At 72.1% G+C, this 25583-nt stretch carries 25 protein-coding genes and 1 tRNA gene; 11 read left to right on the forward strand and 15 right to left on the reverse strand.

The window, feature by feature from the left end:
• The first annotated feature begins 338 nt into the window (after nucleotides 1-338).
• Both G5B56_RS15645 and G5B56_RS15650 read left to right on the forward strand, forming a co-directional pair.
• Nucleotides 339-1676, forward strand: a complete 1338-nt coding sequence (locus G5B56_RS15645; protein WP_206023536.1) for an NAD(P)/FAD-dependent oxidoreductase — start codon at nucleotides 339-341, stop codon at nucleotides 1674-1676.
• 12 nt (nucleotides 1677-1688) lie between these two features.
• On the forward strand, nucleotides 1689-2024 hold the full coding sequence (locus tag G5B56_RS15650) for a hypothetical protein (protein ID WP_009858662.1): 336 nt from the start codon (nucleotides 1689-1691) through the stop codon (nucleotides 2022-2024).
• Between the two features lie 10 nt (nucleotides 2025-2034).
• On the opposite strand, the gene G5B56_RS15655 is transcribed toward G5B56_RS15650, so the two are convergent.
• Complete coding sequence (locus G5B56_RS15655) at nucleotides 2035-2619, reverse strand: lipocalin family protein (RefSeq protein ID WP_009858663.1); 585 nt, start codon at nucleotides 2617-2619, stop codon at nucleotides 2035-2037.
• A 116-nt stretch (nucleotides 2620-2735) separates the two neighbouring features.
• Here G5B56_RS15655 and G5B56_RS15660 point away from each other — a divergent pair, with 116 nt between their 5' ends.
• Both G5B56_RS15660 and G5B56_RS15665 read left to right on the forward strand, forming a co-directional pair.
• Nucleotides 2736-4754 carry a DEAD/DEAH box helicase gene (locus G5B56_RS15660; protein WP_164963833.1) on the forward strand — a complete coding sequence of 673 codons (2019 nt, stop codon included), beginning with the start codon at nucleotides 2736-2738 and terminating at the stop codon, nucleotides 4752-4754.
• Nucleotides 4755-4767: 13 nt separating this feature from the next.
• Complete coding sequence (locus tag G5B56_RS15665) at nucleotides 4768-5874, forward strand: hypothetical protein (protein WP_164963834.1); 1107 nt, start codon at nucleotides 4768-4770, stop codon at nucleotides 5872-5874.
• 4 nt (nucleotides 5875-5878) lie between these two features.
• On the opposite strand, the gene G5B56_RS15670 is transcribed toward G5B56_RS15665, so the two are convergent.
• Nucleotides 5879-6928: an NAD(P)-dependent alcohol dehydrogenase gene (locus G5B56_RS15670; RefSeq protein ID WP_164963835.1), complete on the reverse strand. Its 1050-nt coding sequence runs from the start codon at nucleotides 6926-6928 to the stop codon at nucleotides 5879-5881.
• Nucleotides 6929-7049: 121 nt separating this feature from the next.
• Here G5B56_RS15670 and G5B56_RS15675 point away from each other — a divergent pair, with 121 nt between their 5' ends.
• On the forward strand, nucleotides 7050-7694 hold the full coding sequence (locus tag G5B56_RS15675; protein ID WP_237704899.1) for a DUF2242 domain-containing protein: 645 nt from the start codon (nucleotides 7050-7052) through the stop codon (nucleotides 7692-7694).
• A 98-nt stretch (nucleotides 7695-7792) separates the two neighbouring features.
• Here G5B56_RS15675 and G5B56_RS15680 read toward each other — a convergent pair.
• The 8 genes from G5B56_RS15680 to G5B56_RS15715 all read right to left on the reverse strand — a co-directional run bounded on the left by G5B56_RS15680 (nucleotide 7793) and on the right by G5B56_RS15715 (nucleotide 15474).
• Nucleotides 7793-7868 (reverse strand) — tRNA-Asn (locus tag G5B56_RS15680).
• A 36-nt stretch (nucleotides 7869-7904) separates the two neighbouring features.
• Nucleotides 7905-10067: a TonB-dependent siderophore receptor gene (locus G5B56_RS15685; RefSeq protein ID WP_164963836.1), complete on the reverse strand. Its 2163-nt coding sequence runs from the start codon at nucleotides 10065-10067 to the stop codon at nucleotides 7905-7907.
• A 305-nt stretch (nucleotides 10068-10372) separates the two neighbouring features.
• Nucleotides 10373-11461, reverse strand: coding sequence for an NAD(P)/FAD-dependent oxidoreductase (locus G5B56_RS15690; protein ID WP_164963837.1), 1089 nt, complete (start codon nucleotides 11459-11461; stop codon nucleotides 10373-10375).
• Nucleotides 11462-11484: 23 nt separating this feature from the next.
• Nucleotides 11485-11808: a ferredoxin FdxA gene (fdxA, locus tag G5B56_RS15695; RefSeq protein ID WP_164963838.1), complete on the reverse strand. Its 324-nt coding sequence runs from the start codon at nucleotides 11806-11808 to the stop codon at nucleotides 11485-11487.
• A gap of 69 nt (nucleotides 11809-11877) precedes the next feature.
• Nucleotides 11878-12618, reverse strand: a complete 741-nt coding sequence (gene cobA / locus G5B56_RS15700) for a uroporphyrinogen-III C-methyltransferase (RefSeq protein ID WP_164963839.1) — start codon at nucleotides 12616-12618, stop codon at nucleotides 11878-11880.
• 16 nt (nucleotides 12619-12634) lie between these two features.
• Nucleotides 12635-13366, reverse strand: a complete 732-nt coding sequence (locus tag G5B56_RS15705; RefSeq protein ID WP_009858672.1) for a phosphoadenylyl-sulfate reductase — start codon at nucleotides 13364-13366, stop codon at nucleotides 12635-12637.
• A gap of 4 nt (nucleotides 13367-13370) precedes the next feature.
• Complete coding sequence (locus G5B56_RS15710) at nucleotides 13371-13748, reverse strand: DUF934 domain-containing protein (RefSeq protein WP_138938919.1); 378 nt, start codon at nucleotides 13746-13748, stop codon at nucleotides 13371-13373.
• Nucleotides 13749-13761: 13 nt separating this feature from the next.
• The gene (locus G5B56_RS15715; protein ID WP_164963840.1) at nucleotides 13762-15474 is read right to left on the reverse strand and encodes a nitrite/sulfite reductase; all 1713 of its coding nucleotides are present in this window, start codon (nucleotides 15472-15474) and stop codon (nucleotides 13762-13764) included.
• 121 nt (nucleotides 15475-15595) lie between these two features.
• Here G5B56_RS15715 and G5B56_RS15720 point away from each other — a divergent pair, with 121 nt between their 5' ends.
• Nucleotides 15596-16492: a patatin-like phospholipase family protein gene (locus G5B56_RS15720; RefSeq protein ID WP_029718381.1), complete on the forward strand. Its 897-nt coding sequence runs from the start codon at nucleotides 15596-15598 to the stop codon at nucleotides 16490-16492.
• Nucleotides 16493-16535: 43 nt separating this feature from the next.
• On the opposite strand, the gene G5B56_RS15725 is transcribed toward G5B56_RS15720, so the two are convergent.
• The gene (locus G5B56_RS15725) at nucleotides 16536-17105 is read right to left on the reverse strand and encodes a helix-turn-helix domain-containing protein (protein WP_164963841.1); all 570 of its coding nucleotides are present in this window, start codon (nucleotides 17103-17105) and stop codon (nucleotides 16536-16538) included.
• Between the two features lie 15 nt (nucleotides 17106-17120).
• Here G5B56_RS15725 and G5B56_RS15730 point away from each other — a divergent pair, with 15 nt between their 5' ends.
• The gene (locus G5B56_RS15730) at nucleotides 17121-18023 is read left to right on the forward strand and encodes a DMT family transporter (protein WP_029718380.1); all 903 of its coding nucleotides are present in this window, start codon (nucleotides 17121-17123) and stop codon (nucleotides 18021-18023) included.
• On the opposite strand, the gene G5B56_RS15735 is transcribed toward G5B56_RS15730, so the two are convergent.
• Entirely contained in the window at nucleotides 18013-18432 is a 420-nt protein-coding gene (locus tag G5B56_RS15735) for a GreA/GreB family elongation factor (protein WP_029718379.1), read from the reverse strand. The genes G5B56_RS15730 and G5B56_RS15735 overlap by 11 nt on opposite strands.
• Before the next feature lie 350 nt (nucleotides 18433-18782).
• Nucleotides 18783-19340, reverse strand: a complete 558-nt coding sequence (locus tag G5B56_RS15740; protein WP_009858680.1) for a phasin family protein — start codon at nucleotides 19338-19340, stop codon at nucleotides 18783-18785.
• A gap of 133 nt (nucleotides 19341-19473) precedes the next feature.
• Here G5B56_RS15740 and G5B56_RS15745 point away from each other — a divergent pair, with 133 nt between their 5' ends.
• From G5B56_RS15745 to G5B56_RS15760, 4 genes are read left to right on the forward strand one after another with little or no spacing between them, the layout of a single operon-like run.
• Nucleotides 19474-20418 carry a histone deacetylase gene (locus G5B56_RS15745; RefSeq protein ID WP_164963842.1) on the forward strand — a complete coding sequence of 315 codons (945 nt, stop codon included), beginning with the start codon at nucleotides 19474-19476 and terminating at the stop codon, nucleotides 20416-20418.
• On the forward strand, nucleotides 20415-20858 hold the full coding sequence (locus G5B56_RS15750; protein ID WP_164963843.1) for a thioesterase family protein: 444 nt from the start codon (nucleotides 20415-20417) through the stop codon (nucleotides 20856-20858). The genes G5B56_RS15745 and G5B56_RS15750 overlap by 4 nt, the downstream gene beginning before the upstream one ends.
• Nucleotides 20855-21556 (forward strand): nitroreductase, encoded by a 702-nt coding sequence (locus G5B56_RS15755; RefSeq protein WP_009858683.1) that lies wholly within the window; start codon nucleotides 20855-20857, stop codon nucleotides 21554-21556. Before G5B56_RS15750 ends, G5B56_RS15755 begins: the two co-directional genes overlap by 4 nt.
• Complete coding sequence (locus G5B56_RS15760) at nucleotides 21557-22543, forward strand: D-glycerate dehydrogenase (protein WP_164963844.1); 987 nt, start codon at nucleotides 21557-21559, stop codon at nucleotides 22541-22543. It abuts the gene before it with no gap.
• On the opposite strand, the gene otsB is transcribed toward G5B56_RS15760, so the two are convergent.
• Together otsB and G5B56_RS15770 are read right to left on the reverse strand one after the other, a co-directional pair.
• A complete protein-coding gene (gene otsB, locus G5B56_RS15765; RefSeq protein ID WP_009858685.1) occupies nucleotides 22544-23314 on the reverse strand; it encodes a trehalose-phosphatase in 771 nt (256 codons plus the stop codon).
• Nucleotides 23311-25563 (reverse strand): trehalose-6-phosphate synthase, encoded by a 2253-nt coding sequence (locus G5B56_RS15770; RefSeq protein ID WP_164963845.1) that lies wholly within the window; start codon nucleotides 25561-25563, stop codon nucleotides 23311-23313. Before G5B56_RS15770 ends, otsB begins: the two co-directional genes overlap by 4 nt.
• Nucleotides 25564-25583 lie beyond the last annotated feature (20 nt).

A 25583-nucleotide genomic window follows, 5' to 3' on the forward strand; every position in this document is an offset into this window, starting at 1 on the left:
AAGGAGACGACCCGCCACGGGCTGCCGGACCTCGGGCACCGGTTGCTGGGCAACCGGCAGACCCTCGAGGGCGCCGGCCGGGCGCGTCGGGAGCGGGCGGAAGTTTAGTCGATGGGCTCGCGCCGCGACGCGCGGCCGCGAGGTCGCCGACTGCTTCGTGAAAAGGTCTTGACGCCCGGCGCCGAACGTGCGGGGCGGCCCTCCTGCGAGCCGAACGGCCTCCCTCTCGGGTTAGCGATAGATACCAGGCGGGGTATCGGGACTAAGATGCTCGCGTGTGTAACAGCTTGTCGCCCGTCGTGCGCCAGCCACGCGTGAGGCGGCCTGAGGAGAGCTCCGTGAAGCAGCCGCGAAATCTCCCGATCCAGCCTCCCGACGCGGGGCGCCGCCGCTGGCTGGCCGCCGCCGCCGGCCTGCCGGCCGCGGCCGCTCTGGCGCCCCGGCCCGCCACCGCCGCCCGCATCCCGACGCGCGCCCACGTCGTCATCGCCGGCAGCGGGCTGGGCGGCATCGCGGTGGCCAACCGCCTGAGCGCGGCGCTGGACGGCGTGCGCATCACCATCGTCGACCGCAAGGAGGAGCACAACTACCAGCCCGGCTACACGCTGGTGGCCACCGGCGTCTGGCCCGTGTCCAAGGTGCGAGACCGCAATGCCGACTTCCACCCCGAGGGTGTCGAGTGGGTGCGCGACATGGTGGCCGAGTTCGACCCGGCGTCCAACAGCGTCGTCACCGCCGGTGGCCAGCGCATCGGCTACGACTACCTCGTCGTCGCCACCGGCGTGCACCTGGACTACGCGCAGATCGAGGGCATGGACGTCGCCGCGATCGGCCGCCACGGGCTGGCCAGCGTCTACAACGGCCCGCAGGCCGCCGAAGCGACCTGGGGCGCGATGCGCGAGTTCGCCGAACGCGGCGGCGAGGCCTTGATGACGCTGCCGGCGACGCCGCTGAAATGCGCCGGCGCGCCGCTGAAGACCACCTTCATGCTGCGCGACCGGCTGCGCCAGGCCGGCACGCTCGAGCGCAGCCGGGTGAGCTTCATGTCGGCGCCGAAAAACGTCTTCGGCGTCAAACCGGTCAACGACAACGTGCTCGAACGCTGGCAGCAGCTGGGCATCGGCGTCGAGACCGAGCAGAAGCTGGTGGCGGTGGACATCGGCGCGCGCCGCGCGAGCTTCGTCGGCGCCGACGGCAGCCGGGCCGAACGCGGCTACGACTTCCTGCACGTCGTGCCGCCGATGCGTGCGCCTGACGTCGTGCGCCACAGCGACCTGGCCTGGAAGGACGGCCCGTTCGCCGCCGGCGGCTGGCTGGAGGTCGACAAGACGACGCTGCGCCACCGCCGCTACGCCAACGTCTTCGGCGTCGGCGACATCAACGGCACGCCGCGCGGCAAGACCGCGGCGACGGTGAAGAAATCGGCCCCGGTCGTCGTGCACAACCTGGTGCAGCTGATCGCCGGCGCCGAGCCCGATGCCGCGTTCGACGGCTACACCTCGTGCCCGCTGATCACGCGCGAAGGCTCGGCGATGCTCATCGAGTTCGACTACGAAGGCCGGCTGACGCCGTCGCTGCCGATGATCGAGCCGCTGCAGGACAGCTACTTCGCCTGGCTGATGAAGGTGCGGCTGCTCAAGCCCGCCTACCTGTCGGTGCTCAAGGGCCGCGTCTGAAGGGAGAACACCATGTACGAGATCTGGCTTGCCGCGAACATCGTCTGGGAGATCGCGATGGATGCCTGGCCGGCGCTCGCCGCTGCCGCCGTCGCCTGGCTGATCCTGGTGCTGGCGGCCGCACGGCAGCCGCGGCCCTGGGCCGCCGCGCTGCGGCCGGCGGTGCTGCTGGCCGCGGTGGGCCTGCTGCTCGCCTTCCTGGCCGTGCCGTCGCTGACACGCTCCTCGCTGGGCGAACTGCGCTACTGGGTCGACTGGGCCAACCTGCTGGCCATTGCCGCGGGGGCCGGGGCGGCCGTGCTGGCGTTCGCCTGGCCGCTGCTGGCGATGCGCGGCCGCCGCGCCTGAGCGGCCGGGCTCAGGGCGCCGTGTGCCGTGACGGCTCGAAGCGCCCGACGTCCAGCCCCTGCGCCTTCAGGCGCTGCATCAGCGCCTCGTAACGCGCCGGCTCCACCTGCGGCGTGCGCGACAGCACCCAGGCGTAGGCGCGGCGCGGGTCGGTGATCGCCACCAGCGAGTAGTCGGCGTCCAGGTCGACGATCCAGTAGTCGCCCCAGACGAAGGGCAGCCAGGACAGCCACTCGGGCGCGAAGCGAACCTTCAGCGTCGGCGACTCGCGCCCGCCGACCTGACGCGCCTGGCCCAGCGCCTCGTCCATCGTGCCGTCGGCCAGGCGGCAGCGGTTGCGCACCTGCAGCGTGCCGTCGTCGCGCAGCGTGTAGTTCGCGCTGGTGTCGGCCACGCACTGGCGCTGGAAGCGGTTGGGGAAACGCGCGACCTCGTACCAGGTGCCGAGGTAACGCGGCACGTCCAGGCGGTCGATGGTGCGCAGCGCGCCGTCGGCGACCGGGGCGGCGGCGGTGCCGGCCGCCGCGCCGGCGGTGGTTTGGGCGAGGGTGCAGGCCGCGGCCAGCAGCAGCGTGATCAGGGGCTTGTTCGTCATCGGCGTGATCATCGCCGAGCCCGGGGCTCCCGCGCTGGATCACCGTCAACGGCCGCCTTGGGGAACAATCGCGCCCCCGCAGCGCGCCGCAGGCGCCTGCCGCCGCCCCCCGCTGCATGAGTCTTGCCGAGATCCGCGCCGCGCTGGCCGCCGAACTGGCCGCCACGCCGTCCTACTACGACTTCAAGGTCGAGCGCCTGGAGCGCGACGGCGCGCTTTGGCGCGTCACGCTCGAGGCCGGCTATGTCTATGCCGAGGGCCAGCGGCCGGGTGCGGCCTCGGCGCAGGCGCTGCTCGACGAGAGCCTGGACGGCGCCTCGGCCTGGTGGGGCGAGCCGGAGAAGGGCGCCGCCGCGGTGCTGGCCGTCGTCGTCGAGGACGATCAGCTGATCCTGCAGAAGGCCAGCGGCCCGCCGCCCGGGCCTGGGCGGCTGATCCGCGTCTACCCGCCGCGGTTCCTGGACGCGCTGGTCGCCGCCTGGGACGATGGCGACTGGGCGGCACGCGCGCTGGCCGCCGAGGCCGCGCTGGCGCGGCCGGCCGAGACCGCCGCCCCTTCGCTGACCGGCGCGCCGTTCCGCTGGCTGCGCACCGCGCAGCGCCAGGCGCTGGCGCTGCCGCGCTGGACCAGCAGCTTCCTCTGGGGCCCGCCGGGCACCGGCAAGACGACGACGCTGGGCGTGCTGCTGGCCGAGACGCTGGACGCCGATCCCGAGGCGCGTGTGCTGCTGCTGTCGACGACCAACCAGGCCGTCGACCTGGCCACCGTCGCCGTCGACAAGGCGCTGGAGAAAGGCCGGCGCGAGCGCTGGCGCCCGGCCGTGCGGCGCTTCGGCTCGCGCTTCAACGCGGCGCTGTACGAAGGCCGCGAGCACCTGATCCCGAACGCCGACCGCGCGCTGCTGGCCCGGCTGGCGCGTGCCGAATCCGAACGCCCGTCGGCGCGCGACCTGGAAGCGCTGGAGGCCTGGAGCCGGCGTGTCGCCTACCTGCGCGCCGAACTCCGTGCGGCCTCGCTGGCGGTGCTGCGCGCCAGCCGCCTGGCGGCGATGACGACGGCGCGTGCCGTCGCGACGCTGAAGACGCTGCGCGAACTGGCCGACGACGGCGCGCCGCCCTTCGACCTGATCGTCTTCGACGAAGCCAGCCAGGTGCCGCTGGCCCAGGCGCTGGCGCTGATGCCGCTGGGCCGGCGCTGCCTGTTCGCCGGCGACCCGAGCCAGCTGTCGCCGGTGCAGCGCGCGCCCGAACGCGAGGCGCGGCGCTGGCTGGGGCGCTCGCCGTTCGCGGCGATGCCGCGCCGTGCGCCGTCGGTCGTGCTGCTGGACGAGCAGTCGCGCATGGCCGGGCCGATCGGCGCGCTGGTCGGCGACCTGTATTACGACGGCGCGCTGCGCGTCGCCGCCGACGCCGAGGCGTCGCCCGGCTGGCAGGCGGCGCGCCGGCGGGTGCTGGGGCCGGCCGGCGAAGACGTGCACGTGCACGTCGAGCCGGTGGCGCGCGACGGCGCCTGGTCGGCGGCCTGGCGCGGGCCGGTGCGGCCCGAGTCGGCCGACGCCATCGTCTCGCTGGTCGCCGACGCGCTGGCCGCCGGCACCTGGCAGGCGCACGAGATCGTGGTGCTGACGCCGTTCCGTGCCCAGCGCGCGCTGATCCGCCTGCGGCTGGAGGCCGCCGGCGTGGCGGGCGTGCGCGTCAGCACCGTGCACCGCGCCCAGGGCAGCGAGGCCGCGGCGGTGCTCTTCGACCCCGCCGACGGCGGCCAGCCCTTTCTGCAGACCGAGGAGGCGGCGCGCCTGGTCAACGTCGCGCTGAGCCGGGCCCAGGCCAAGGTGCTGCTGTGGCTGTCGCCGGCCGACCGCGCCAACCCGCTGCTGGCGCCCATCGTGCACCGGCTGCGCCTGGCCGGCGATGCACGCGAGGCGGTCGACCTGCTCGAGCTGGCGCGTGCGCCGGACTTCCCGGCCGGCCTCGCCGGACGCCGCGTGCGCGCCGGGCGCCACGTCGGCGAGGTGATGCGCGTCGCGCCCGACGGCAGCCGCTTCTGGCTGGCCAACGAGCGCAGCGGCGCCGAGCAGGAGATCGACGCCGGCTTCTGGCGCGCCAAGGCACGCGCCGCCGCCGGCGCTGCGTAGACTGCGCGGCGTCATGCTGCGCTGTGTCCTCCGATGCCTGGCCCTGCTGGCCGTTGCCACGACGGCGCGCGCCGAGCTCGTGCTGGCCGAAGTGCCGGTCGCCGCCGGCCAGACGCGCACGGTGATCGACTTCGCCGTTCCGGCGATGGCCGACGGCGCCTACCTGACGCTGGAGTTCTCGCTGCGGCCGGCGCTGCGCGGCGCACGGCTGCTGCCGCCGTCCGGCCCGCCGCACGAACTGGATGCCGCCGCACTGAGCACGCTGCCGGCCGCCGAGCGCCGCCAGCACCAGCGTGGCGACCTGCATCTGATGAAGCAGCCGCTGCGCGAGCCGGCTCCCGGGCGCTGGCGGCTGGAGCTGCGCCACGAGCCGGCGGCTGCGGCGGCGACGGCCTTGCTGCAGGCGAGCATCTTTGCGCGCTATGCGCTGCAGATGGAGCGCGTCGGCGGCGTGCTGCCGGCGGTCGGCAACGAGCAGGTGCTGCTGCTGTATGCCAGCGAGTACGGGCTGCCGCGGCGCGAGCCGGCACCACGGCTGTTCTCGCTGGGCGCCGACGGCCGCCGACAGGAGATCCGGCTCGTCGAGGCCGCGAGCGAGCGTCAGCCGCTGACCCTGGTCACCGGTGCCTACGTCGGCCGCTTCGTGCCGCAGGTTGCCGGGACGCAGCGGCTGCGGGCGGAGGTCCAGCCGCCGGGCGCGACCCGGCCGGTGAGGGCCGAGCTGAGTTGGGAGGTGCAGGCCGCTTCCGCGCCGGCCGATCTGCCGCTGGTGATGCAGTTCGAGCGCGGGCCCGACGGCTGCTGGCAGCGTGCGCGCTTCGTGCTGCGCTGGGAGGCGAGCCGGCGCGGGCTGCACGCGCTCAACGTTCGCCTGGCCGGGCCGCAGCAGGAGCTGTTCGTCAACGGCAGCGCCGAGGTCGCGCGGCCGGGCCCGGTCGAGCTGGTGGCCGTGCTGGACGCCGCACGCGCCCGCCAGTGGCTGCAGGGTCGGCTGGACCGTGCCGCGGCGGTGACGGTATTGCACGCCGGCGGTGACACGATCGACGCGCTGCTGCTGCGGCGCGACGTGCTGCTGCCCGAGCCGCTGGACGTCGGTGCCGCCTGCAGCGCGGCGCGCTGAAGCCTCAGCCCAGCGTCGCCATGTCGACGACGAAGCGGTAGCGCACGTCGCTCCTGAGCATGCGTTCGTAGGCGGTGTTGATCTCGTCCATGCGGATCGTCTCGGTGTCGCTGACGATGCCGTGCTGGGCGCAGAAGTCCAGCATCTGCTGCGTCTCGCGGATGCCGCCGATCAGCGAGCCGCCCAGGCGCCGGCGCTTGAAGATCAGCGCGAAGACGTCGGGCGAGGGGTGGCGTTCGGCCGGCGCGCCGACCAGCGTCATCGTGCCGTCGCGCTTGAGCAGCGCGAGGAAGGCGTCCAGATCATGCGGCGCGGCCACGGTGTTGAGGATGAAGTCCAGCCGGCCGGCCTGGCGCGCCATCTGCTCCGGGTCTTTGGACACGACGACCTCGTCGGCGCCCAGGCGCTTGCCGTCCTCGATCTTGTCCGGCGAGGTGGTGAACAGCACGACGTGCGCGCCCAGCGCGTGCGCCAGCTTGACGCCCATGTGGCCCAGGCCGCCGAGGCCGACGATGCCGACCTTCTTGCCCGGCCCGGCTTCCCACTGGCGCAGCGGCGACCAGGTCGTGATGCCGGCGCACAGCAGCGGCGCGACACCGGCCAGCTGCGACTCGGGGTGGCTGATGCGCAGCACGAAGGACTGACGGACGACGATGCTCTGCGAGTAGCCGCCGAAGGTGTTCTCGCCGCCGAAGACCGGGCCGTTGTAGGTGCCGGTGAAGCCGTTGTCGCAGTACTGCTCCTCGCCTTCGGCGCAGGACGGGCAATGGCCGCAGCTGTCGACCATGCAGCCGACGCCGGCCAGGTCGCCGACCTTGAACTTCGTCACCGCCGAGCCGACGGCGGTGACGCGGCCGACGATCTCGTGGCCCGGCACCGAGGGGTACAGCGTGTTCTTCCACTCGTTGCGTGCGGTGTGCAGGTCGGAGTGGCAGACGCCGCACCAGAGGATGCGGATCTGCACGTCCTCGGGGCCGGGTTCGCGGCGTCCGATCGTGAACGGGCCGAGCGGGGCGGTGGCGTCTTGCGCGGCATAGGCCTGGATCGTGGGCATGGCGACTCCTGGGTGTGAGAGTGGGGGCGGCGCCGTCACGCGGCGCTCGTACGATAGCGGCGGCGGCGATGTCGTGTCCTGTCCGGGACAACCGATCCTCGCCCGCGGACGTTGGAGCACGATGACCCAGTTTTTGCCGTTGCCGGCCCGCCATCGGGCCGGGGCCTTCACCCTGCTGGCGCTGGCCGCCGTCGTCGCCGGCTGCAGCACGCCGAACAAGATCGCCACCACGGTCTACCAGAACGAGCACTTCAGGCCCGACGAGACCTATTCGCGCCAGTTCGAGGCCGACGCGCCCACCACCTGCGAGGCCGCGCGGCTGGCGCTGCTGAGCCAGGGCTACGTCGTCACCTCGGCGACGCCGGAACTCGTGGTCGGCAACAAACGCTTCCAGCCCGATGGCGAGATCCACGTGCAGATCACGTTCACCGTGACCTGCGCGCCGGACCCGTTCTACAAGGCGTCGACGACGGCATTCGTCAACGCCGTGCAGGACCGCTACACGCTGAAGAAGGCCTCGTCCTCGGCCAGCGTCGGGTTGCCGGTGGGCTCGCTGTCGATCCCGCTGTCGGCGTCTGACGACTCGCTGGTCAAGGTCGGCAGCCTGACGATCCCCGCGGGCAGCTTCTACGACCGCTTCTTCGGCCTGGTGCAGCGCTACGTGCGCAGCCGCGTCTGCGGCGGCGAGGAGCGCTGCGCGGCGATCGAGGCGGCCGAGGTGGAAGCCGCCCGGGCCGCGGCGGCGGGCGCGTCCGCGGCGCCCTGAGGCGGCGGCGCCCGAGAGGGCGCGGCAGCCGCTGTCTGCGCCGGCCCCCCAAAAGCCAAAAGGGTCAGCGACTTGCATCGCTGACCCTTCGGTTTGTTTGGCTCCCCGACCTGGGCTCGAACCAGGGACCTACGGATTAACAGTCCGGCGCTCTACCGACTGAGCTATCGGGGAAGGAAGACCAAGAGTATAGCCCGAAAACTCAGTTTGTCAAAACTTGAGTGATGCGCTGGCTCTCCAGGTGCGCGCTTGCAGCGGGTACAGGTAGACGTGGTCGAACTGGTACGGCGACTCTTTCCAGGCCTTGCGGTCGAAGACGTTGTCGACGCCGGCGCGCCAGGTGATGGCGCGGCCGTCGGCCAGCGGCTGGGTCCAGCGTGCGCCCAGGTCGACGCTGGCCCAGCCGGGGATGCGCACGCTGTCGTCATAGGGCAGCACGGCGCGGTCGCTCTCGGCACGCAGGTCGGCCTGCAGCAGCAGGCCGCCGGCCTGCGGCACGCGCCAGTCGGCGCCCAGGCGCAGCGTGCGCGCCGGCACGTTCTCCGGGCGCAGGCCGTCGCTGCTGCCGCGCTCGTGGCGCACGGCGTCCAGCAGCATCGCGCTGGCGCGCCAGTCGACGGCGCCGGTGCGCCAGACGAGGCTGGCCTCGACACCGCGGTGGCGCTGCTCGCCGACGACGCCCAGGCGGCAGGAGTCGTCGACGTCGCCGTCGCAGCCGGCGTTGAGCTCGCCGGTGCGCGGGCGCTCGATCTGGAACAGTGCCACGCTGGCGTCGACGCTGGCCGAGGCGTGCTTCAAGCCGAACTCGCGCTGGCGGCTCTTCAGCGCCGGCAGCGCCTGGCCGGCGTTGACGTAGCGCGGGCGGTTCGGCACGACGGCCGACTCGACGCCGCGGCCCCAGCTGGCGTAGACCATCGTCGCCGCCGTCCACTGCCAGGCCAGCGACACCCAGGGCGTGGTGAAGCCCTGGTCGTAGTCGGTGGCGCGCAGGCTGCCGTCGTCGTCGGCGCTGGTGCGCCAGCTCTCGCGCGCCAGCCGGGTGTGGCGCAGCCCGGTCCACAGGCTCCAGCCGCCGGGCAGCGTCATCGCGTCGCGCACGAAGAACTCGGTGCTGGTCTCGTCGCGGTTGGTGTTGGCGCTCAGGCGGCCGTCCGACGGGCCGGTGACCGCGCTGCCGTCGTCCCGGCCGATGCCGGCCCACTCGTAGACCTGATCCTGGAAGCGTCCGCGATACGCTGCACGAAGCACGCCGGCCTCGATCGCGTGCTCCACGGCCCCGGTTCGGGCGCTGCCGCTGACGGCGAGCTCCAGCGCCTGGCTGTCACGGCGCTCGTTCAGGCTGAGGTACTCGTAGTAGTCGAAGCTGCCGTCGGGCGCGTAGCGATCCGGGAACTCGAGGCTGGGGTCGGGCGCATAACAGCCATAACACGCGTACGGAAACGCGGTGCGGTCGTCGGTCCGCAGCTTCTGCACCATGGCCTGGGCGCGCAGCTGCCAGTCCTCGGTGAGGCGCTGGCGCCAGCGCAGCGACGCGGTGCTGCCTTCCATCTCCACCGGGCCGCCCCAGGGCTGGTGGTTCAGGTTGTTCAGCAGGTCGACGTCGTGCGCGTCGGGCACGACGTCCCCGCGCAGGCTGTAGCCGGCGGCGCTGGGCTGCTGCTGGCGGCTGTGCTCGATCTCGAACTCGGCGACGCTGCCCGGGGTCAGCTGCCAGTCCAGCGCCACGGCGAGCAGGCGGCGGTGGCCGTCGCTGTCGTGCAGCCGCGGTTCCATGTCCTCGTAGGCGGCGTTGACGCGCCAGCCGAAGACGCCGTCGGGGCCGCTGCGGTCGCCGAGGTCGACGGCGGCGCCGGTCGTGCTCGAGCCTTCCCACCAGACGGTGGCGCTGCGTTTGCCGGCCACCGGGCGCTTGACGCGCAGGTTGACCAGACCACCCGGCGCGCTGGTGCCGGCCTGCATGCCGCTGGCGCCCTTGAGCAGCTCGACGGCCTCCTTGTTCTCCAGCGCGAACGCGGTCTCGCCGCTGACCGGCAGGCCTTCGCGGCGCACGTTGAAGCGGTTGTCCAGCGTGTAGCCGCGCACCGACAGCCCGGCCCAGTAGCCGGGCGAGTCGTAGGCCTCGGAGACACCGGCATCGAGCCGCGTGATGTCGCCGAGCCGGGTGACGTTCTCGTCGGCCAGGCGCTCGGCGCTCCAGGTCTGGGCCTGCAGCGGCGTGCGCGCGTCGGTCTGGCCGGGGAAGCCGGTGAAGGCCGGCAGGCGCTCGGCGGCGCCGGTGATGGTGATCGTCTCGGTGCCCTGCGCGTGGGCGGCGCAGGCGGAGGCGAACAGGGCCGCGGCGAGGGCGCAGCGGGTCGGGACGTGGTGTTTCATTGCCATCGGAAAGCCTTGGACGATGGCAGGTCGGCAAACCGGAGCGCAGCACGGCGCAGGACAGCGCCATGGAACCCGTGGTGTGCTTCCCTGCGCGAGCATTACCTCGTGCCGTCCTGTGAGGGACGGGTCGCCGCGTCGGCCTTGCGGCGTCGGCGGGCGATCAGGTTCAAAGGGACTCTCTCAGTCGGCCGTCCGCGGATGGCAGGCGGCCAACACCCCTAGCGAATGCCTCGCGCACCGGGTCGGCTCGCGAAGCGGGGCGGATGATAGCGGCAGCGGCGCGTGCGGCGCGCCGCGCTGTGTCAATCCAGCGACGGCGTCTCGACGCCCAGCAGCCGGTGCAGCTGTGGGCTGGAGGTCGTGTACTGCAGCAGCGCACGGCGCTCCGGGTCCACGTAGGGCACGGCGGCGAAGGCGGCCAGCGTCGCCTCGTGGAAGCCGCAGAGGATCAGCTTGCGCTTGCCCGGGTAGTGGCAGATGTCGCCGACGGCGAAGACGCCGGGCGTGCTGGTCTCGAAGGTCGCCGGGTTGACGGTGACCAGCTTGTGGTCCAGCTCCAGTCCCCACTCGGCGATCGGGCCGAGCTTGGGGCTCAGGCCGTGGAAGACGAGCAGGTCGTCCAGCGCCAGCGTCGTGCTGCTGCCGTCCGGGCGCATCAGCACCAGCCGGGCGAGGCGCTCGCCGTCGGCCTCGAAGCCGGTCGGCTGGCCGATGACGACCTCGACGGCGCCCGCGTCGCGCAGTTCGGCCAGGCGGCGTAGCGTGGCGGGCAGGGCGCGGAACTCGTCGCGCCGGTGCAGCAGCGTCACACGCGCCGGGCGGGCGGCTTCGGTGGTCGCGAAGTGGATCGCCCAGTCGAGTGCCGAGTCGCCGCCGCCGGCGACGACGACCTGCCGGCCGGCGAAGGCCGCCGCGTCGGCGACGCGGTAGAAGAGCTGCGTGCCGGCGAAACGCTCGATGCCGGGCAGGCGCAGCGCCTTGGGCTGGAAGGAGCCGACGCCGCCGGCGACGAACACCGTGCGCGCGAGGAAACGCGTGCCGGTGCTGGTGGCGACGTCGAAGCGGCCGTCGGCGGCACGTTCGAGCGAACGCACCTCCTGGCCGAGATGCAAGCTCGCGCCGAACGGCGCGATCTGCTGCTGCAGCCGCTCGACGAGCTCACGCCCGGTGCACACCGGCACGCCGGGGATGTCGTAGATCGGCTTGTCGGCGTAGAGCTCGGTGCACTGGCCGCCGACGTGCGGCAGCGAGTCGACGACGTGGGCGCGGACGTCCTGCAGCCCGAGCTCGAAGACCTGGAACAGCCCGACCGGGCCGGCGCCGACGATCAGCGCGTCGGTCTCGATCGGGTAAACAGCGGCGGGAGCGCCGGGCGAGGGGGAAACAGTCATTCGTCCGCCGGGCGCGGCCCGGATCAGCGCTGCAGGTACTGCAGCTTGTTCTTGCGGTCCTTCCACTCGTCGGCGTCGGGCAGCGAGGCCTTGCGCTTGGTGATGCTCGGCCAGGTCTTGGCGAGCTCGGCGTTGAGCTGGATGAACTGCAGCTGGTCCGAAGGCACGTCTTCCTCGGGCAGGATCGCGTTGGCCGGGCACTCGGGGATGCAGACCGCGCAGTCGATGCACTCCTCGGGGTCGATGACGAGGAAGTTCGGCCCTTCACGGAAGCAGTCGACGGGGCACACATCCACGCAATCGGTGTACTTGCAGCGGATGCAGGAATCGAGAACGACGTGAGTCATTGGAACGGGCTCGGTTGTGATGTCAGGAACTGACGCGGTCGCGGGCGAGGGCGCCAAGCGGGCGGAATTTTACGCCTCGCCCTCGGGGGCTCCGGCTTGATCTTGCTCATGCGACAGGGTCAGCGCCGACGCGCCGGCACCGACGATGACGACGGTCGGCTGGCCTTCGTGGCGCGCGCCGGCCTCGGCCAGCGTCGCGACCTCGTGATGGCTGCGCGCCTCGTCGGGCCAGCCGGCGCGCGAGACGACCAGCGCCGGCGTGTCCGCCGGCCAGCCGGCGGCACGCAGCCGCTCGCCCAGCACGCCGAGCTGGCGCCCGGCCATGTAGAAGACCTGTGTGTCGGCGGCGTGCGTCACTTCCAGCCGGCGCTCGCGCGTCATCGCGGTACTGAAGGCGACGCTGCGGCCGCGGGCGCGGCGTGTCAGCGGGCGCTGCGCCGACGCGGCGGCGGCCAGCGCGGCGGTCACCCCGGGCACGATCTCGCTGGCGATGCCGGCGCGTGCCAGCGCCGCCAGTTCCTCCTCGAGGCGGCCGAAGAGGCTGGGGTCACCGCCCTTGAGCCGCACGACGACGGCATGGCGCTGTGCCATCTCGACGAGCAGGGCGTCGATCTCGGATTGATGCGTGGAATGGCGGAAGCCGCGTTTGCCGACGTCGATCCACTCGGCACGCGGCGCCAGCTCGCGCAGCGCCGGGTCGGTCAGCGCGTCGTGCAGCACGACGTCGGCTTCGGCGAGACGGCGCGCGCCGCGCACGGTGATCAGATCGGCGGCGCCGGGGCCGGCGCCGATGAAGACGACGCGGCCCATCAGCGGCGCCCTTGTATCACGCGGCGATCGGCTCGGGCCGCAGGTGCAGCCCGCACTCCTTGGCGCCTTCCTGCTCCCACCACCAGCGCCCGGCGCGGTGGTCTTCGCCCAGCGAGACGGCGCGCGTGCAGGGCGCGCAGCCGATGCTCGGGAAGAACTGGTCGTGCAGCGGGTTGTAGGGCACGTCGTGCGTGGCGACGTAATGCCAGACGTCGGCTTCGCTCCAGTCGGCCAGCGGGTAGAACTTCTCGCGGCTGTCGGCGTCGAGCTCGAAGTGCGGCACACGCGAACGCGACTCCGACTGCTCGCGGCGCAGCCCGGTGATCCAGGCCGTGCGCCCTTCGAGCAGGCGGCGCATCGGCTCCTTCTTGCGCACGTCGCAGCAGTTCTTGCGCAGCTCGACGCTGCGGTACATGGCGTCGCTGCCATGACGGCCCACGAACTGCATGACGGCCTCCTGCTGCGGGCGGAAGACCTGCACCTCGACGCCGTAGCGCTGACGGATGCGCGGGATCAGCGCCAGCGTCTCGGCGTGCAGCGCGCCGGTGTCCAGCGTCGCGACCGGGATCGCCAGGCCGTGGCGCGCGATCAGGTCGGTGATGACCATGCCTTCGACGCCCAGGCTGGTGGCCTGGACGATGCGGCCGGCGTGGTCGGCGGCGGCCTCGCGCAGCAGCGCGACGGCGTGCGCGACCCGGGCATCGTGGCCGCGGGTCTTGCGGGCGTGCAGTTCGATGGCGGTGGGCATACGTTCAGGCAGCGTGGACGATGGGGGTGGCGCGGGCGCCGGTGACGTCGCCCTGGTACTGGCCCGGGAACCGGCCCAGCGTGCGCAGCGCGACGGCCGGATCCTGGTCGGCGCGCAGCTGGGCGGCGTCGAAGCCGCAGCGCTGCAGCATCGGCAGCATGTCGCCGACGACCTCGCCGGTGGCGATCAGCTCGCCGGCGTAGCGCAGCCGCAGGCGCAGCAGCACGGCCTGCGAGTAGGCGCGGCCGTCGGTCCACTTCGGGAAGTGCAGCACGACGGCGCGGGCGGCGGCGATCTCGTCGCGGCGCTCCAGCACGTCGACGGTGTTGTCGAACGCCAGCGCGTCGGCGGGCAGCGGGGAGTGGGTCTCGATCAAACGCATGGACATCTCGGGATCAGGCTTCGGCCGCGGCGGTGCTGCGGCGCACGGCGTCGGCGGCGGCGCGCAGCGGGGCCACGCCCAGGCGGCGCACGGTGTCGACGAAACGTTCGCCGGCCTGGCGCTCGGCGCGGTAGAGCTCGACCAGCGCCTCGACGACGTCGGGCACCTCGTCGGCGGCGAAGGACGGGCCGATCACCTTGCCGGCTGCGGCCGGGCCGTTGGCCAGCGAGCCGTCGGAGCCGGCGACCGTGACCTGGAACCACTCGCTGCCGTCCTTGTCGACGCCGAGGATGCCGATGTGGCCGGTGTGGTGGTGGCCGCAGGAGTTCATGCAGCCGCTGATGTGCAGGTCGATGTCGCCCAGGTCGTAGAGCGCGTCCAGGTCCTCGAAGCGCTCGCGGATCGCCGCGGCGACCGGCAGCGAACGTGCGTTGGCCAGCGAGCACAGGTCGCCGCCGGGGCAGGCGATCATGTCGGTCAAGAGGCCGATGTTGGGCGTCGCGAAGCCGTCTTCGCGCGCGGCCAGCCACAGCGCCCGCAGCTCGTGTTCGGCGACCCAGGGCAGCAGCAGGTTCTGGTCGTGCGTGACACGCAGCTCGCCGTGGCTGAAACGCTCGGCCAGTTCGGCGGCGCGGTCCATCTGGTCGGCGGTGACGTCGCCGGGCGCCTGACCGGCGCGCTTGAGCGACAGCGTCACGGCGCGGTAGCCGGCGAGGCGGTGGGTGTGCACGTTGCGCTCCAGCCAGCGTGTGTAGGCCTTGGGTGCGTCGGCATCGACGGCGTGCAGCGCCGGCGCGGCTTCGCTCACCGGGGCGACGAAGTGCGCGGCGACACGGTCCAGCTCGGCCTGCGGCAGCTCCGGCGCGCCGTCGGCCAGCAGCGCCTCGTACTCGGCGTGGACTTCGCGGATGAACTGCTCGCCCAGCGCCTTGACGAGGATCTTGATGCGCGCCTTGTAGAGGTTGTCGCGCCGGCCGTGCAGGTTGTAGACCCGCACGACGGCTTCGAGGAAGACCAGGATGCGCTGCCAGGGCACGAAGGCCGCGACTTCGGTGGCGATGATGGGCGTGCGGCCCATGCCGCCGCCGACCAGGACGCGGAAGCCGACGTCACCCCGTTCGTCGCGCAGCAGCTGCAGGCCGACGTCGTGCCAGGCGATGACCGCCCGGTCGTCGGTCGCGCCGGTGATCGCGACCTTGAACTTGCGCGGCAGGAAGGCGAACTCGGGGTGCAGCGTGCTCCACTGGCGCAGCAGCTCGGCATAGGGCCGCGGGTCGACGATCTCGTCGGGCGCGATGCCGGCCAGCGCGTCGGTGGTCACGTTGCGGATGCAGTTGCCGCTGGTCTGCACGCCGTGCAGGTCGGCTTCGGCGAGCAGCTCCATCACGTCGGCCGAACGCTCCAGCGGGATCCAGTTGAACTGGCAGTTGTGGCGCGTCGTGAAGTGGCCGAAGCCACCGCGTTCGGCCGGCGTGCCGGCGTCCTGCAGGTCGAACTCGCGCGCCACTCGGGCCAGCGCACGCAGCTGGCGCGAGGACAGCTCGCCATAGGGCACCGCGATGCGCGCCATCGGCGCGTGGCGCTGCACGTACCAGCCGTTCTGCAGCCGAAGCGGGCGGAACAGTTCGTCGGGCAACTGGCCGGCCAGGTGGCGTTCGAGCTGGTCGCGGTATTGCGCGGCACGGGCCCGGATGAACTGGCGGTCGAAGTCGGTGTACTGGTACATGGACGGCAGGATTCGCTGGAGGCGCGACTGTAAGCAAGCTGCTTATAGATGAAAAGTACAGAGTTGTGAGGTGCTTATCGCCTTAGGTTATGAGTTGAAGTTCTTAGAATCGACGCTGACCATGCGCAGACTTCTCGGGACGTTCCTCGTCCTCCTCCTGGCCGCGTGCCAGAGCGTGCCGCTGACGGCACCACCCGCTTCCCCGCCCGCCACCGAGACCGCCGTGCCCAAGCCGCCGCCGCGCCCGCCGCGCGTCGGCCTCGCGCTGGGCGGCGGCGCCGCGCGCGGCTTCTCGCACATCGGCGTGATCCAGGTGCTGGAGGAGAACGGCATCCGCCCGGATCTCGTCGCCGGCACCTCGGCCGGCAGCCTCGTGGCCGCGCTCTACGCCTCGGGCAAGAGCGGCGCCGAACTCGGCATGCTGGCGATGACGATGGACGAAGGCGCGATCACCGACTGGGCCTTCCCCGGCCGCGCGCTGCTGCGTGGCGAGGCGCTGGCGCGCTACGTGCGCGAGCACACCGGCGGCCGCGCCATCGAGCAGATGCGGCTGCCGCTGGGCATCGTCGCGACCGACCTGGACAGCGGCGCACCGATCCTGTTCCAGCGCGGCGACACCGGCACCGCGGTGCGTGCGTCGAGTGCCGTGCCGGCGGTGTTCCAGCCGGTGACGATCGGCGGCCGCGAGTACGTCGACGGCGGCCTCGTGTCACCGGTGCCGGTGCGATTCGCGCGCCAGATGGGCGCCGACCTGGTCATCGCGATCGACATCTCGGCCGTGCCCGACGGCGCGCCGACCGGTGACGCGATGAAGATGCTGCTGCAGACCTTCTCGATCATGAGCCGCAGCATCAACCACTACGAGCTGCGCGACGCCGACATCGTGCTGCGTCCGGCGCTGGCCGGCGTCTCCAGCGCCGACTTCACGGCACGCCGGCGCTCGATCCAGGCCGGCCGCGAAGCCGCGCTGGCGGCGCTGCCGGCGATCAAGGCGAAGATCGCGGCGCTGACGCGCTGAGCGGCGTTGACGTGCCGAGCGGCGTTGACGTGCCGAGCGGTGCTCAGGCGACGACGTTGCGGATGAAGCGTGTCGTCGCCTCGCTGGCGTTAGCGTACGCGTAGGGCTGCGAGCTCGGGTAGACGAGGTAGTCGCCGGCCGCCAGCTCGCGCGGGCCGCCGGCCAGCTCCAGCCGCAGCCGGCCCTCGACGACGACGATCATCTCGTGCCAGCCCTCGGGGTCGGGCTCGGCGTCGTAGCGCTCGCCCGGCGCCAGCGTCCAGGCCCAGAGCTGGGCCTCGTGGCGGGCCGGCACGCTGGCCTGCAGCACCGCGACGCTGTCCTCGTGGCGGCCGCGCCAGGCCACCGCGTCCAGCCGCAGCGTCTGCGCCGCCGGGTCGCGCACCAGGTCGGCGAAGCCGACACCCAGCGCCTCGGCCAGACGGTCCAGCCGCGACAGGCTGATGTTGGTGTCACCTTGTTCGAGCGCGACGATCATGCGCCGGCTCAGGCCCGAGGCCTCGGCCAGCGCCGCCTGGCTCAGCCCGGCGTTTTGGCGGGCGGCACGCAGGTTCTGGCCGACGAAGGCCAGCACGTCACCGTGGCGCGAGACAATGTGCAGTTTATTGCTCATGTTATCCTGAGCAGTATGTTGCACATGCTGGCCCGCGGCAAGACGGCCTGGCCCTTCAGCCGCCAGGAAGCCGCGCTGATCGCGATCACGGCGCTCTGGGGCACGACCTTCCTGATCGTGCACGTCGCGATGCGCCACAGCGGGCCGTTCTTCTTCGTCGGCCTGCGTTTCGTCACCGCGGGGCTGCTGGCGCTGGTGGTGTTCCGGCACGCGCTGGCCGGGCTGACACGCCAGGAGCTGTGGGCCGGCATCACGATCGGCGGCTCGATCTTCCTCGGTTACGGCTTGCAGACGATGGGGCTGCAATCGATCAGCAGCAGCAAGTCGGCGTTCATCACCGCGCTGTACGTGCCGCTGGTGCCGCTGCTGCAGTGGCTGGTGCTGCGCGAGGCGCCCAAACCGATGGCGATGCTGGGCATCGTGCTGGCGTTCGCCGGGCTGGTGCTGCTCGCCGGCCCCGAAGCCGGCAGCGGGGCGATCGGGCCAGGCGAGCTGGCGACCATCCTCAGCGCCTTCGCGATCGCCGCCGAGATCCTGCTGATCGGCCGTTTCGCGCGCCGCGTCGACGTGCGCCGCATCACCGCCGTGCAGTTGCTGGCCGCCGGGCTGATGTCCTGGGCGGCGATGCCGGTGCTGGGCGAGGCCGTGCCGGCGTTCTCGTGGGTCTGGCTGGCGGCGGCCGTCGGCCTGGGGGCGGCCAGCGTCGCGATCCAGCTGACGATCAACTGGGCGCAGCGGTCGGTCGCGCCGGTGCGCGCGACGATCATCTACGCCGGCGAGCCCGTGTGGGGCGGCATCGTCGGCCGTCTGGCCGGCGACCGGCTGCCGGCCGAGGCTTTCGTCGGCGCCGCGCTGGTGCTCGCCGGCACCTTGGTCAGCGAGCTCAAGCCGCGGCGCCGCCGCCCGCTCAGCGACTGAAGTCGCCCGCCGCTTCCGGCTGGTAGGGCAGGGCCTCGATGCGCGCCGTGTGCTCTTCGCCGGCCGGGCCGCGCCAGCCGATGCTGTCGCCGACACGCGCGCCCAGCAGCGCCATGCCCAGCGGCGAGAAAACCGAGACCCGTTCAATGCCGTCGGGCTGGTCGTCGGGGTAGCAGAGCGTCAGGTCCAGCAGCTCGCCGCCGCGGGACAGCACGACACGCGAGCGCATCGTGACGACGTCGGCCGGCAGCGTCTTCGGGTCGACGACCTCGGCCAGGTCGAGCATGTCGCGGGCGTGGTCGGCGAGGGCCTCCGACACCCGTGTGCCGCCGCGCGGCGTCGAGACGAGGTTGAAGAGGCGGACGTGGTCGAGCCAGCCGAGCTGGCGTTCGTGGACGAGGGTGTTCAAGCGGTTCTCCGGTGGGCAGGCGTTGTCCCTGGGGGCGGGGCCCGGCGACCGGAGAGAGGGGGGATTCGGGGGGAGGCGGTCGCCGGGCTCAGGAGAGTGCGGCCGCGACCGGCTGGCGCCACGCGCGCAGCACCACGCCCGCCGCGAGGGCGTGAACGGTGAAGGCGAGACGGGACGACATGGGCCGATGGTAAGCCGTACGGGCGGCGCTTGAAAACAAAGAGCCCGGCACGGGGCCGGGCTGAAGACATCGTTGCGGATGCGCGGATGCCGAGGAGACAACCTTCCAGAGAGAGCCGGGGAGTGCCCCGACAACACTCAGATGCGGTGCGCCCCGCTGGATTTCAAGGTCAGGCGGCGGTGCGCTTGGCGCGGCCCGTGGTCTGCGTGGCCTTGACGGCGGTGTTCGTGACGGCCTGGAAGTTGGCCTCGGCCACTTCGGCGGCCTGCTTGGCGGCCTTCTGCACGCTCTCGAACGCGTTGTTGGCGGCCGAGACGGCGGAACGAACCAGCGCGGCGGCGCTTTCGGTGCCGGCCGGGGCGTTCTTCACCGCGGTGTCGACCAGCGACAGCGTGGTCTTCTGGGCGTCGGCCAGCGTGGACTCGGCGACCTTGGTGAACTCGGCGTTGGTGCCGGCCAGGATGTCGTACAGGTGGCGGCTGTAGGCGGCGGCCTTCTCGGCGCTCGGTTGCAGCAGGCCGGCCTGCAGCGTCAGCAGTTCCTGCGGGTCCTTGACCGATAGCGCGGCCTTGGTCGTCTCGGCCAGTTCGCTCAGCGAGGTCTTGGTGACCTGCAGGTTCAGCTCGACGAGCTTCTCGACGCCTTCGAAGGCGGTCTGGGTCAGGCCGAACAGGGTCTCGACCTGGGCCTTCTGCGCGGCAAGCCATTGTTCCGGGGTGTAGGTCATGTCGATCTCCGTGTGTGGGTGACAGAATTGCTGCACTGCAGCATGAGCCGAAGTATAGAGATCGCTCCCGCTGCCGCAAGCGTTTTTTGCTGCACCGCAACATTCTAGGGAGCCGTTCCTAGAATCGACCGCGATGCGCGCCTTCCACTCGGACCGCTTCGTGCTGCCGCTGCCGGCCGGCCACCCGTTCCCGATGCACAAGTACCGCCTGCTGCGCGAGGCGGTGGCGGCGACGCTGCCGGCGATCCGCGTCGAGCCGGCACCCGCGGCCAGCGACGGCGAACTGGCGCTGGCGCACGAGCCCGCCTGGATCGACGCCGTGGCGCACGGCACGACCAGCGCCGCGCAGCAGCGCGAGATCGGCTTCCCGTGGAGCGAGGCGATGGCCGAACGTGCCCGGCATTCGGTCGGCGCGACGATCGCCGCGGCGCGCGCCGCGCTGTTCGACGGCGACGGTGTCGCCGCCAACCTGGCCGGCGGCACGCACCACGCCTATGCCGACAAAGGCTCGGGTTATTGCGTCTTCAACGACGTCGCGGTGGCGGCGCGGCTGATGCAGGCCGAGTGGCACCGCGTGCACCGCGCCGGGCTGCAGGTGCTGGTCGTCGACCTCGACGTGCATCAGGGCAACGGCACGGCCTCGATCTTCCGCGACGACGCCAGCGTCTTCACGCTGTCGCTGCACGGCGCGAAGAACTTCCCGTTCCGCAAGGAAGCGAGCGACCTGGACGTCGAGCTGCCCGACGGCTGCGCCGACGCCGAGTACCTGGCGGCGCTGGACGCCGCCTTGTCCGAAGCCTGGCGCCGGCTGCGCACGCCGCCCGGGCTGGCGTTCTATCTGGCCGGCGCCGACCCGCACGAGGGCGACCGACTGGGCCGGCTGAAGCTGAGCGCCGAAGGCCTGGCCGAACGCGACCGGCGCGTTTTCACGGCGCTCGCCGAACGCCACGTGCCGGTCGCCGTGACGATGGCCGGCGGCTACGGCCGCGACATCGCCGTCACCGTCGAAATCCAGCGCCGCACGCTGGAAAACGCCTTGGCGGCGCAGCGCGCCTGGACCGGAGAATCGCCCGCATGAGCCACCGCCCGCAGCCGCTGCCGCGCAGCCACTACCCGCGTTTCGACTCGATCACGACTCGCTGGATGGACAACGACGTCTACGGCCACGTCAACAACGTCGTCTACTACAGCTTCTTCGACACCGCGGTGAACCGCTGGCTGATCGACGCCGGCGCGCTGGACATGCACGCCGGCGAGGTCATCGGCCTGGTCGTCGAGACGCAGTGCCACTACTTCGCGCCGCTGGCCTTCCCGCAGCGCGTCGACGCCGGGCTGCGTGTCGCGCACCTGGGCCGCTCCAGCGTGCGCTACGAGGTCGGCCTGTTCGCCGAAGGCGAGCCGACGACGGCCGCCGCCGGCCACTTCGTGCACGTCTACGTCGACCGGGCCACACGGCGCCCGGTCGCGCTGCCGCCGACGCTGCTCGCCGCCCTGCAACCGCTCGTCGTTCCCGCATGACACCGACGCCCGACTCCATCGCCGCGGTCGACGCCGCGATCACCTCGCGCCGCTCGATCCGCGCCTTCCGCCCCGACCCGGTGCCGCGCGAGACCGTCGAACGCATCCTCGAAGTCGCCTCGCGCGCGCCTTCGGGCACCAACGTGCAGCCCTGGAAGGTCACGGTGCTGACCGGCGCCGCCAAGGCGCGGCTGTCGGCGCGCATCCGCGCCGCCTACGACGACCCGGCCGAACGGGCGCGCCACGCCGAGGAGTACGCCTATTACCCGGCCGAATGGGTCTCGCCCTACATCGAGCGCCGGCGCAAGGTCGGCTGGGACCTCTACGGGCTGCTGGGCATCGCCAAGACCGACAAGCAGCGCATGCACGAGCAGCACGGTCGCAACTACGCCTTCTTCGACGCGCCGGTGGGCCTGATCTTCACGATCGGCCGCGTGCTCGGCCAGGGCAGCTGGCTGGACTACGGCATGTTTCTGCAGAACGTGATGGTCGCCGCCCGCGCGCGCGGGCTGGACACCTGCCCGCAGGCTGCGTTTACTCAGTTCCACCGCATCGTCGCCGACGAGCTGGCCCTGCCTGCCGACGAGATGCTCGTCTGCGGCATGGCGCTCGGATACGCCGACCCCGAGGCGCCGGAGAATGCCCTCGTCACCGAGCGCGAACCCGTCGCGGGTTTCGCGCGTTTCCTGGAGTCCTGAATGTCCCGTCCCGCCGTGCTCGTCGCCCGAGCCGTGTTCCCCGAAGTCGTCGAGCGCCTGAGCCAGCATTTCGACGTCGAAGCCAACCCCGACGACACGCCCTGGAGCCGCGAGGAGCTGCTCGCCCGTCTGGCCGGCAAGTCCGGCCTGTTCGCCACCGGCAGCGTGCAGGTCGACGCCGCGCTGCTCGACGCCTGCCCGCAGCTGCGGGTCGTCGCCAACATGGCGGTCGGCTACAACAACCTCGACATCGCCGCCTTCAACGCGCGCGGCGTGCTGGCGACCAACACGCCCGACGTGCTGACCGAGACGACGGCCGACTTCGGTTTCGGCCTGATGCTCGCCGCCGCGCGCCGCATGAGCGAGTCCGAGCGCTTCCTGCGGGCCGGCCAGTGGAAACGCTGGCGCTACGACACGCTCACCGGCAGCGACGTGCACGGCGCGACGCTGGGCATCCTCGGCATGGGCCGCATCGGCCAGGCCATCGCGCGCCGCGGCGCGCTGGGCTTCGGCATGAAGGTCATCTATCACAACCGCAGCCGCCTGCCGGCCGAGCAGGAAGCGCCGATCGGCGCGCGCTGGGTCGACAAGGCGACGCTGCTGGCCGAAGCCGACCACCTGGTGCTGGTCCTGCCGTACAGCCCGGAGAGCCACCACGCCATCGGCGGGGCGGAGCTGGCGGCGATGAAACCGACGGCGACGCTGACCAACGTCGCGCGCGGCGGCATCGTCGACGACCGGGCGCTGATCGAGGCGCTGCGCGAGCGCCGCATCGCCGCCGCGGCGCTGGACGTCTTCGAAGGCGAGCCGGCTTTCGACCCGGGTTTCCTGGACCTGCCCAACGTCGTGCTGACGCCGCACATCGCCAGCGCGACGGTGGCCACGCGCCGCGCGATGGCCGATCTGGCGGCCGACAACCTGATCGCCGCGCTGACCGGCGGCACGCCGCCGACGCCGGTCAACCCGCAGGTGCTGGCGCCGCGCTGATCAGCGCCGTTCGGGCAGCTGCGCCAGCAGCTGCTCGAGCAGCTGCGCGACCTCGGACTGGCTGTCGAGGAAAAACCGTGCCTGCGAGGTCGGCTCGCGTCCGACGCGCAAGGTCAGCCAGTGCAGCGGCGCACGTTCGAAGACGACCTCGTCGTTGAGGTCGTCGCCGACGAAGAGCGCGCTGTCACAGCCCGCCGCGGCCACCAGCGAGAAGACGGCGTCGGCCTTGTCCGGCGCGTCGGCGCCGACGACGTTGACGACGCACTTGCCGCCGAAGCGCCGCAGGCCGGTGTCCAGCGTGCCGAGCCGGGCGTCGATCTCGGCGAGCGCCGCGTCGCGGTCGCGCGCCAGGCGGTAGTGCAGGGCGAACGAATGCTGCTTGTCCTCGATGCGCACGCCGGCGGCGGCGAGCGCCGGCTCGGCGTCGGCCAGTCGCTGGCGCAGCGTGTCCAGCGCCTGCAGCGTCTCGGCCGACGCGGGTTCGATCGTGTTCTCGGCGCCATGGTTGCCGACGATCCAGCCGGGCTCGAAACCCAGCCGCGGGCGCACGTCGTCGACGGCACGGCCGGTGACGATGGCCAGCGGCCGGCGTGCCGCCAGCTGCGCCAGCCGGCGTGACAGCGCCGCCGAGATGCGCGCGTCCTCGGGGCGAGCGACGATGGGTGCCAGCGTGCCGTCGAAGTCGAAGGCCAGCAGCGGGTCGCGGCGGCACAGGGCGTCGAAGGCGGCGTGGCCTTCGGGCGAGAAGAGATGGCGTCTGGGTGTGTTCATCGGCTGCTGCGGTGGCGGTAGCGCTCGACACGCGCCTCGATGCGTTCGCGCAGGCGCGAACGCCCGGCGTCGGCCAGCATCAGGCCGGCCCAGCGGAAGACGTTGGCCTCGCGGATCGTCATGCGCAGGCTGGCCATGCGCTCGCGCTGCTCGGCGCGCGGCATCGTCAGCGCGCGGTGCAGGGCGTCGGCGGTTTCCTCGACGTGGTACGGGTTCACGATCAAGGCCTCGTTGAGCTCGCGCGCGGCGCCGGCGAAGCGGCTCAGGATCAGCACGCCGGCTTCGTCGTCGCGCGCCGCGCAGTACTCCTTGCAGACGAGGTTCATGCCGTCGTGCAGGCTGGTGACGACGCAGACCTCGCTGGCGCGGTAGAGCTCGTTGACGGCGTCGCTGTCGTGGTGCTCGGCCAGCAGCCGCACCGGCTGCCAGTGTTCGTTGCCGAAACGCGTGTTGATGCGCTCGGTGATCTCCTTGATCCGGTCCTGGAAGACGCGGTACTCGGGCAGCGAGCTGCGCGTCGGCGCGGCCACCTGCACGAAGCTGAAGCGGTCGATCCAGCGCGGGTACTTCTCCAGCAGGCGCTCGACGGCGTGCAGACGCTCGACGATGCCCTTGGTGTAGTCGAAGCGGTCGACGCCGCAGGCGATCAGCTGGTCCTCGGGCAGGCCCAGGCGGCGGCGTACGGCCTGGCGGCACTCGTCGACCGAAGGCCGGCGCGCCACCGTCTCGTCGTCGGGCCATTCGATCGAGATCGGGTAGCTCTCGATGAAGGTCTCGTCGTCGCGGTAGGAGACGACCGAGTGCTCGTGCTCGATGCGCGCCTCGAGGTAGCGGTCCACCGTCTCGATGAAGTTCTTGCAGTGGTAGCGCGTGTGGAAGCCCAGGATCGTGCTGCCCAGCATGCCTTCGAGCAGCTCGCGCCGCCACGGGCAGATGCCGAAGCTCTCGGGGTTGGGCCAGGGGATGTGCCAGAAGGTGAGGATGGTCGCGCGCGGCAGCTTGGCGCGCACCATCGCCGGCAGCAGCGCGAAGTGGTAGTCCTGCACCAGCACGATCGGGTCTTCGCTGCGCGCCTCGGCGACCACCGCGTCGGCGAAACGCTGGTTGACCTCGCGGTAACGCTGCCAGTCAGACTCGCGGAACACCGGGCGCACGTGGGCCACGTGGCACAGCGGCCACAGGCCTTCGTTGGCGAAGCCGAAGTAGTAGCCGGCTTCCTCTTCCTCGGTGAGCCAGAGGCGGCGCAGCGTGTAGTCCTCGTGGCCCGGCGGCACGCGGATGCGATCGTTCGCGTCGACGACCTCGCGGTCGGCGCTGCCGCTGCCGTGCGCGATCCAGGTGCCCGAGCAGGCGCGCATCACCGGCTCCACCGCCGTCACCAGGCCGCTGGCCGGGCGCTTGACGACGATGCTGCCGTCTTCGTTGCGCTGGTGCAGGTAGGGCTCGCGGTTGGAGACGACGATGACCTCGTCGCCACGCAGCTGCGTGCGCAGCAGCAGGCGCAGGCGTTCGGCGTTCCACTCCGACTCCAGCCCCAGCGAGCGCCGGTACTCGTCTTCCAGGTCGCGCAGCCGTGAGCGCAGCTCCAGCGCCAGCGGCTCGAGTTCGGGCGAGGGCTCGTCGACCAGCGGCCGAACGATGCCTTCGCCGCGCAGCAGCGCGCGTGCGCCGCGCATCCAGCCGCGCCAGCTGACCTGGGCGACGACCATCGTGATCAGCGAGATCGTCACGCCCAGCGCGATGATCAGGATCAGCAGGTAGCGCCGCGTGTCCTGGCTGCGGCGCTCGATGAAGCTCATGTCCTGCAGCAGCACCAGCTCGCCGACCTGGCCGGTCTCGCCCTGCACCGGATAGATGCCGGCATGCACGGTGCCGCCGGCGATCGACAGCTCGGGGTCGGGGCGCGACGCGGCCTCGCGCACCTGGGCGCAGGACAGGTCGGGCGGGAAGCCGTAGCTGGCCACCGCCAGCCGGTCGCCTGGTTCGCACAGGCCGATGGCGACCATGCGTTCGTCCTGGACGGCGCGGTTGAACAGGCTGCGCAGGCGGTTGCTGCGCCGGCCGTCGGACAGCGACTCGACGATCGAGTCGGACAGCGTGTTGGCGACGAGGTTGCCGCGGGTCGTCAGGTCGCGCGCGAACCAGCGCAGCGTCAGCTTGTCCATCAGCGGCAGGGCCAGGTAGGCGGCTGCCACCAGCGTCGCGACCAGCGGGAGCAGGAAGCGAAGCTGTAGGCGCAGGGTTCGCATCAGGGCAGCAGAACGGGCGC

This window comes from Rubrivivax sp. JA1026, from assembly GCF_011065555.1.
Lineage (GTDB): Bacteria > Pseudomonadota > Gammaproteobacteria > Burkholderiales > Burkholderiaceae_C > Rubrivivax > Rubrivivax benzoatilyticus.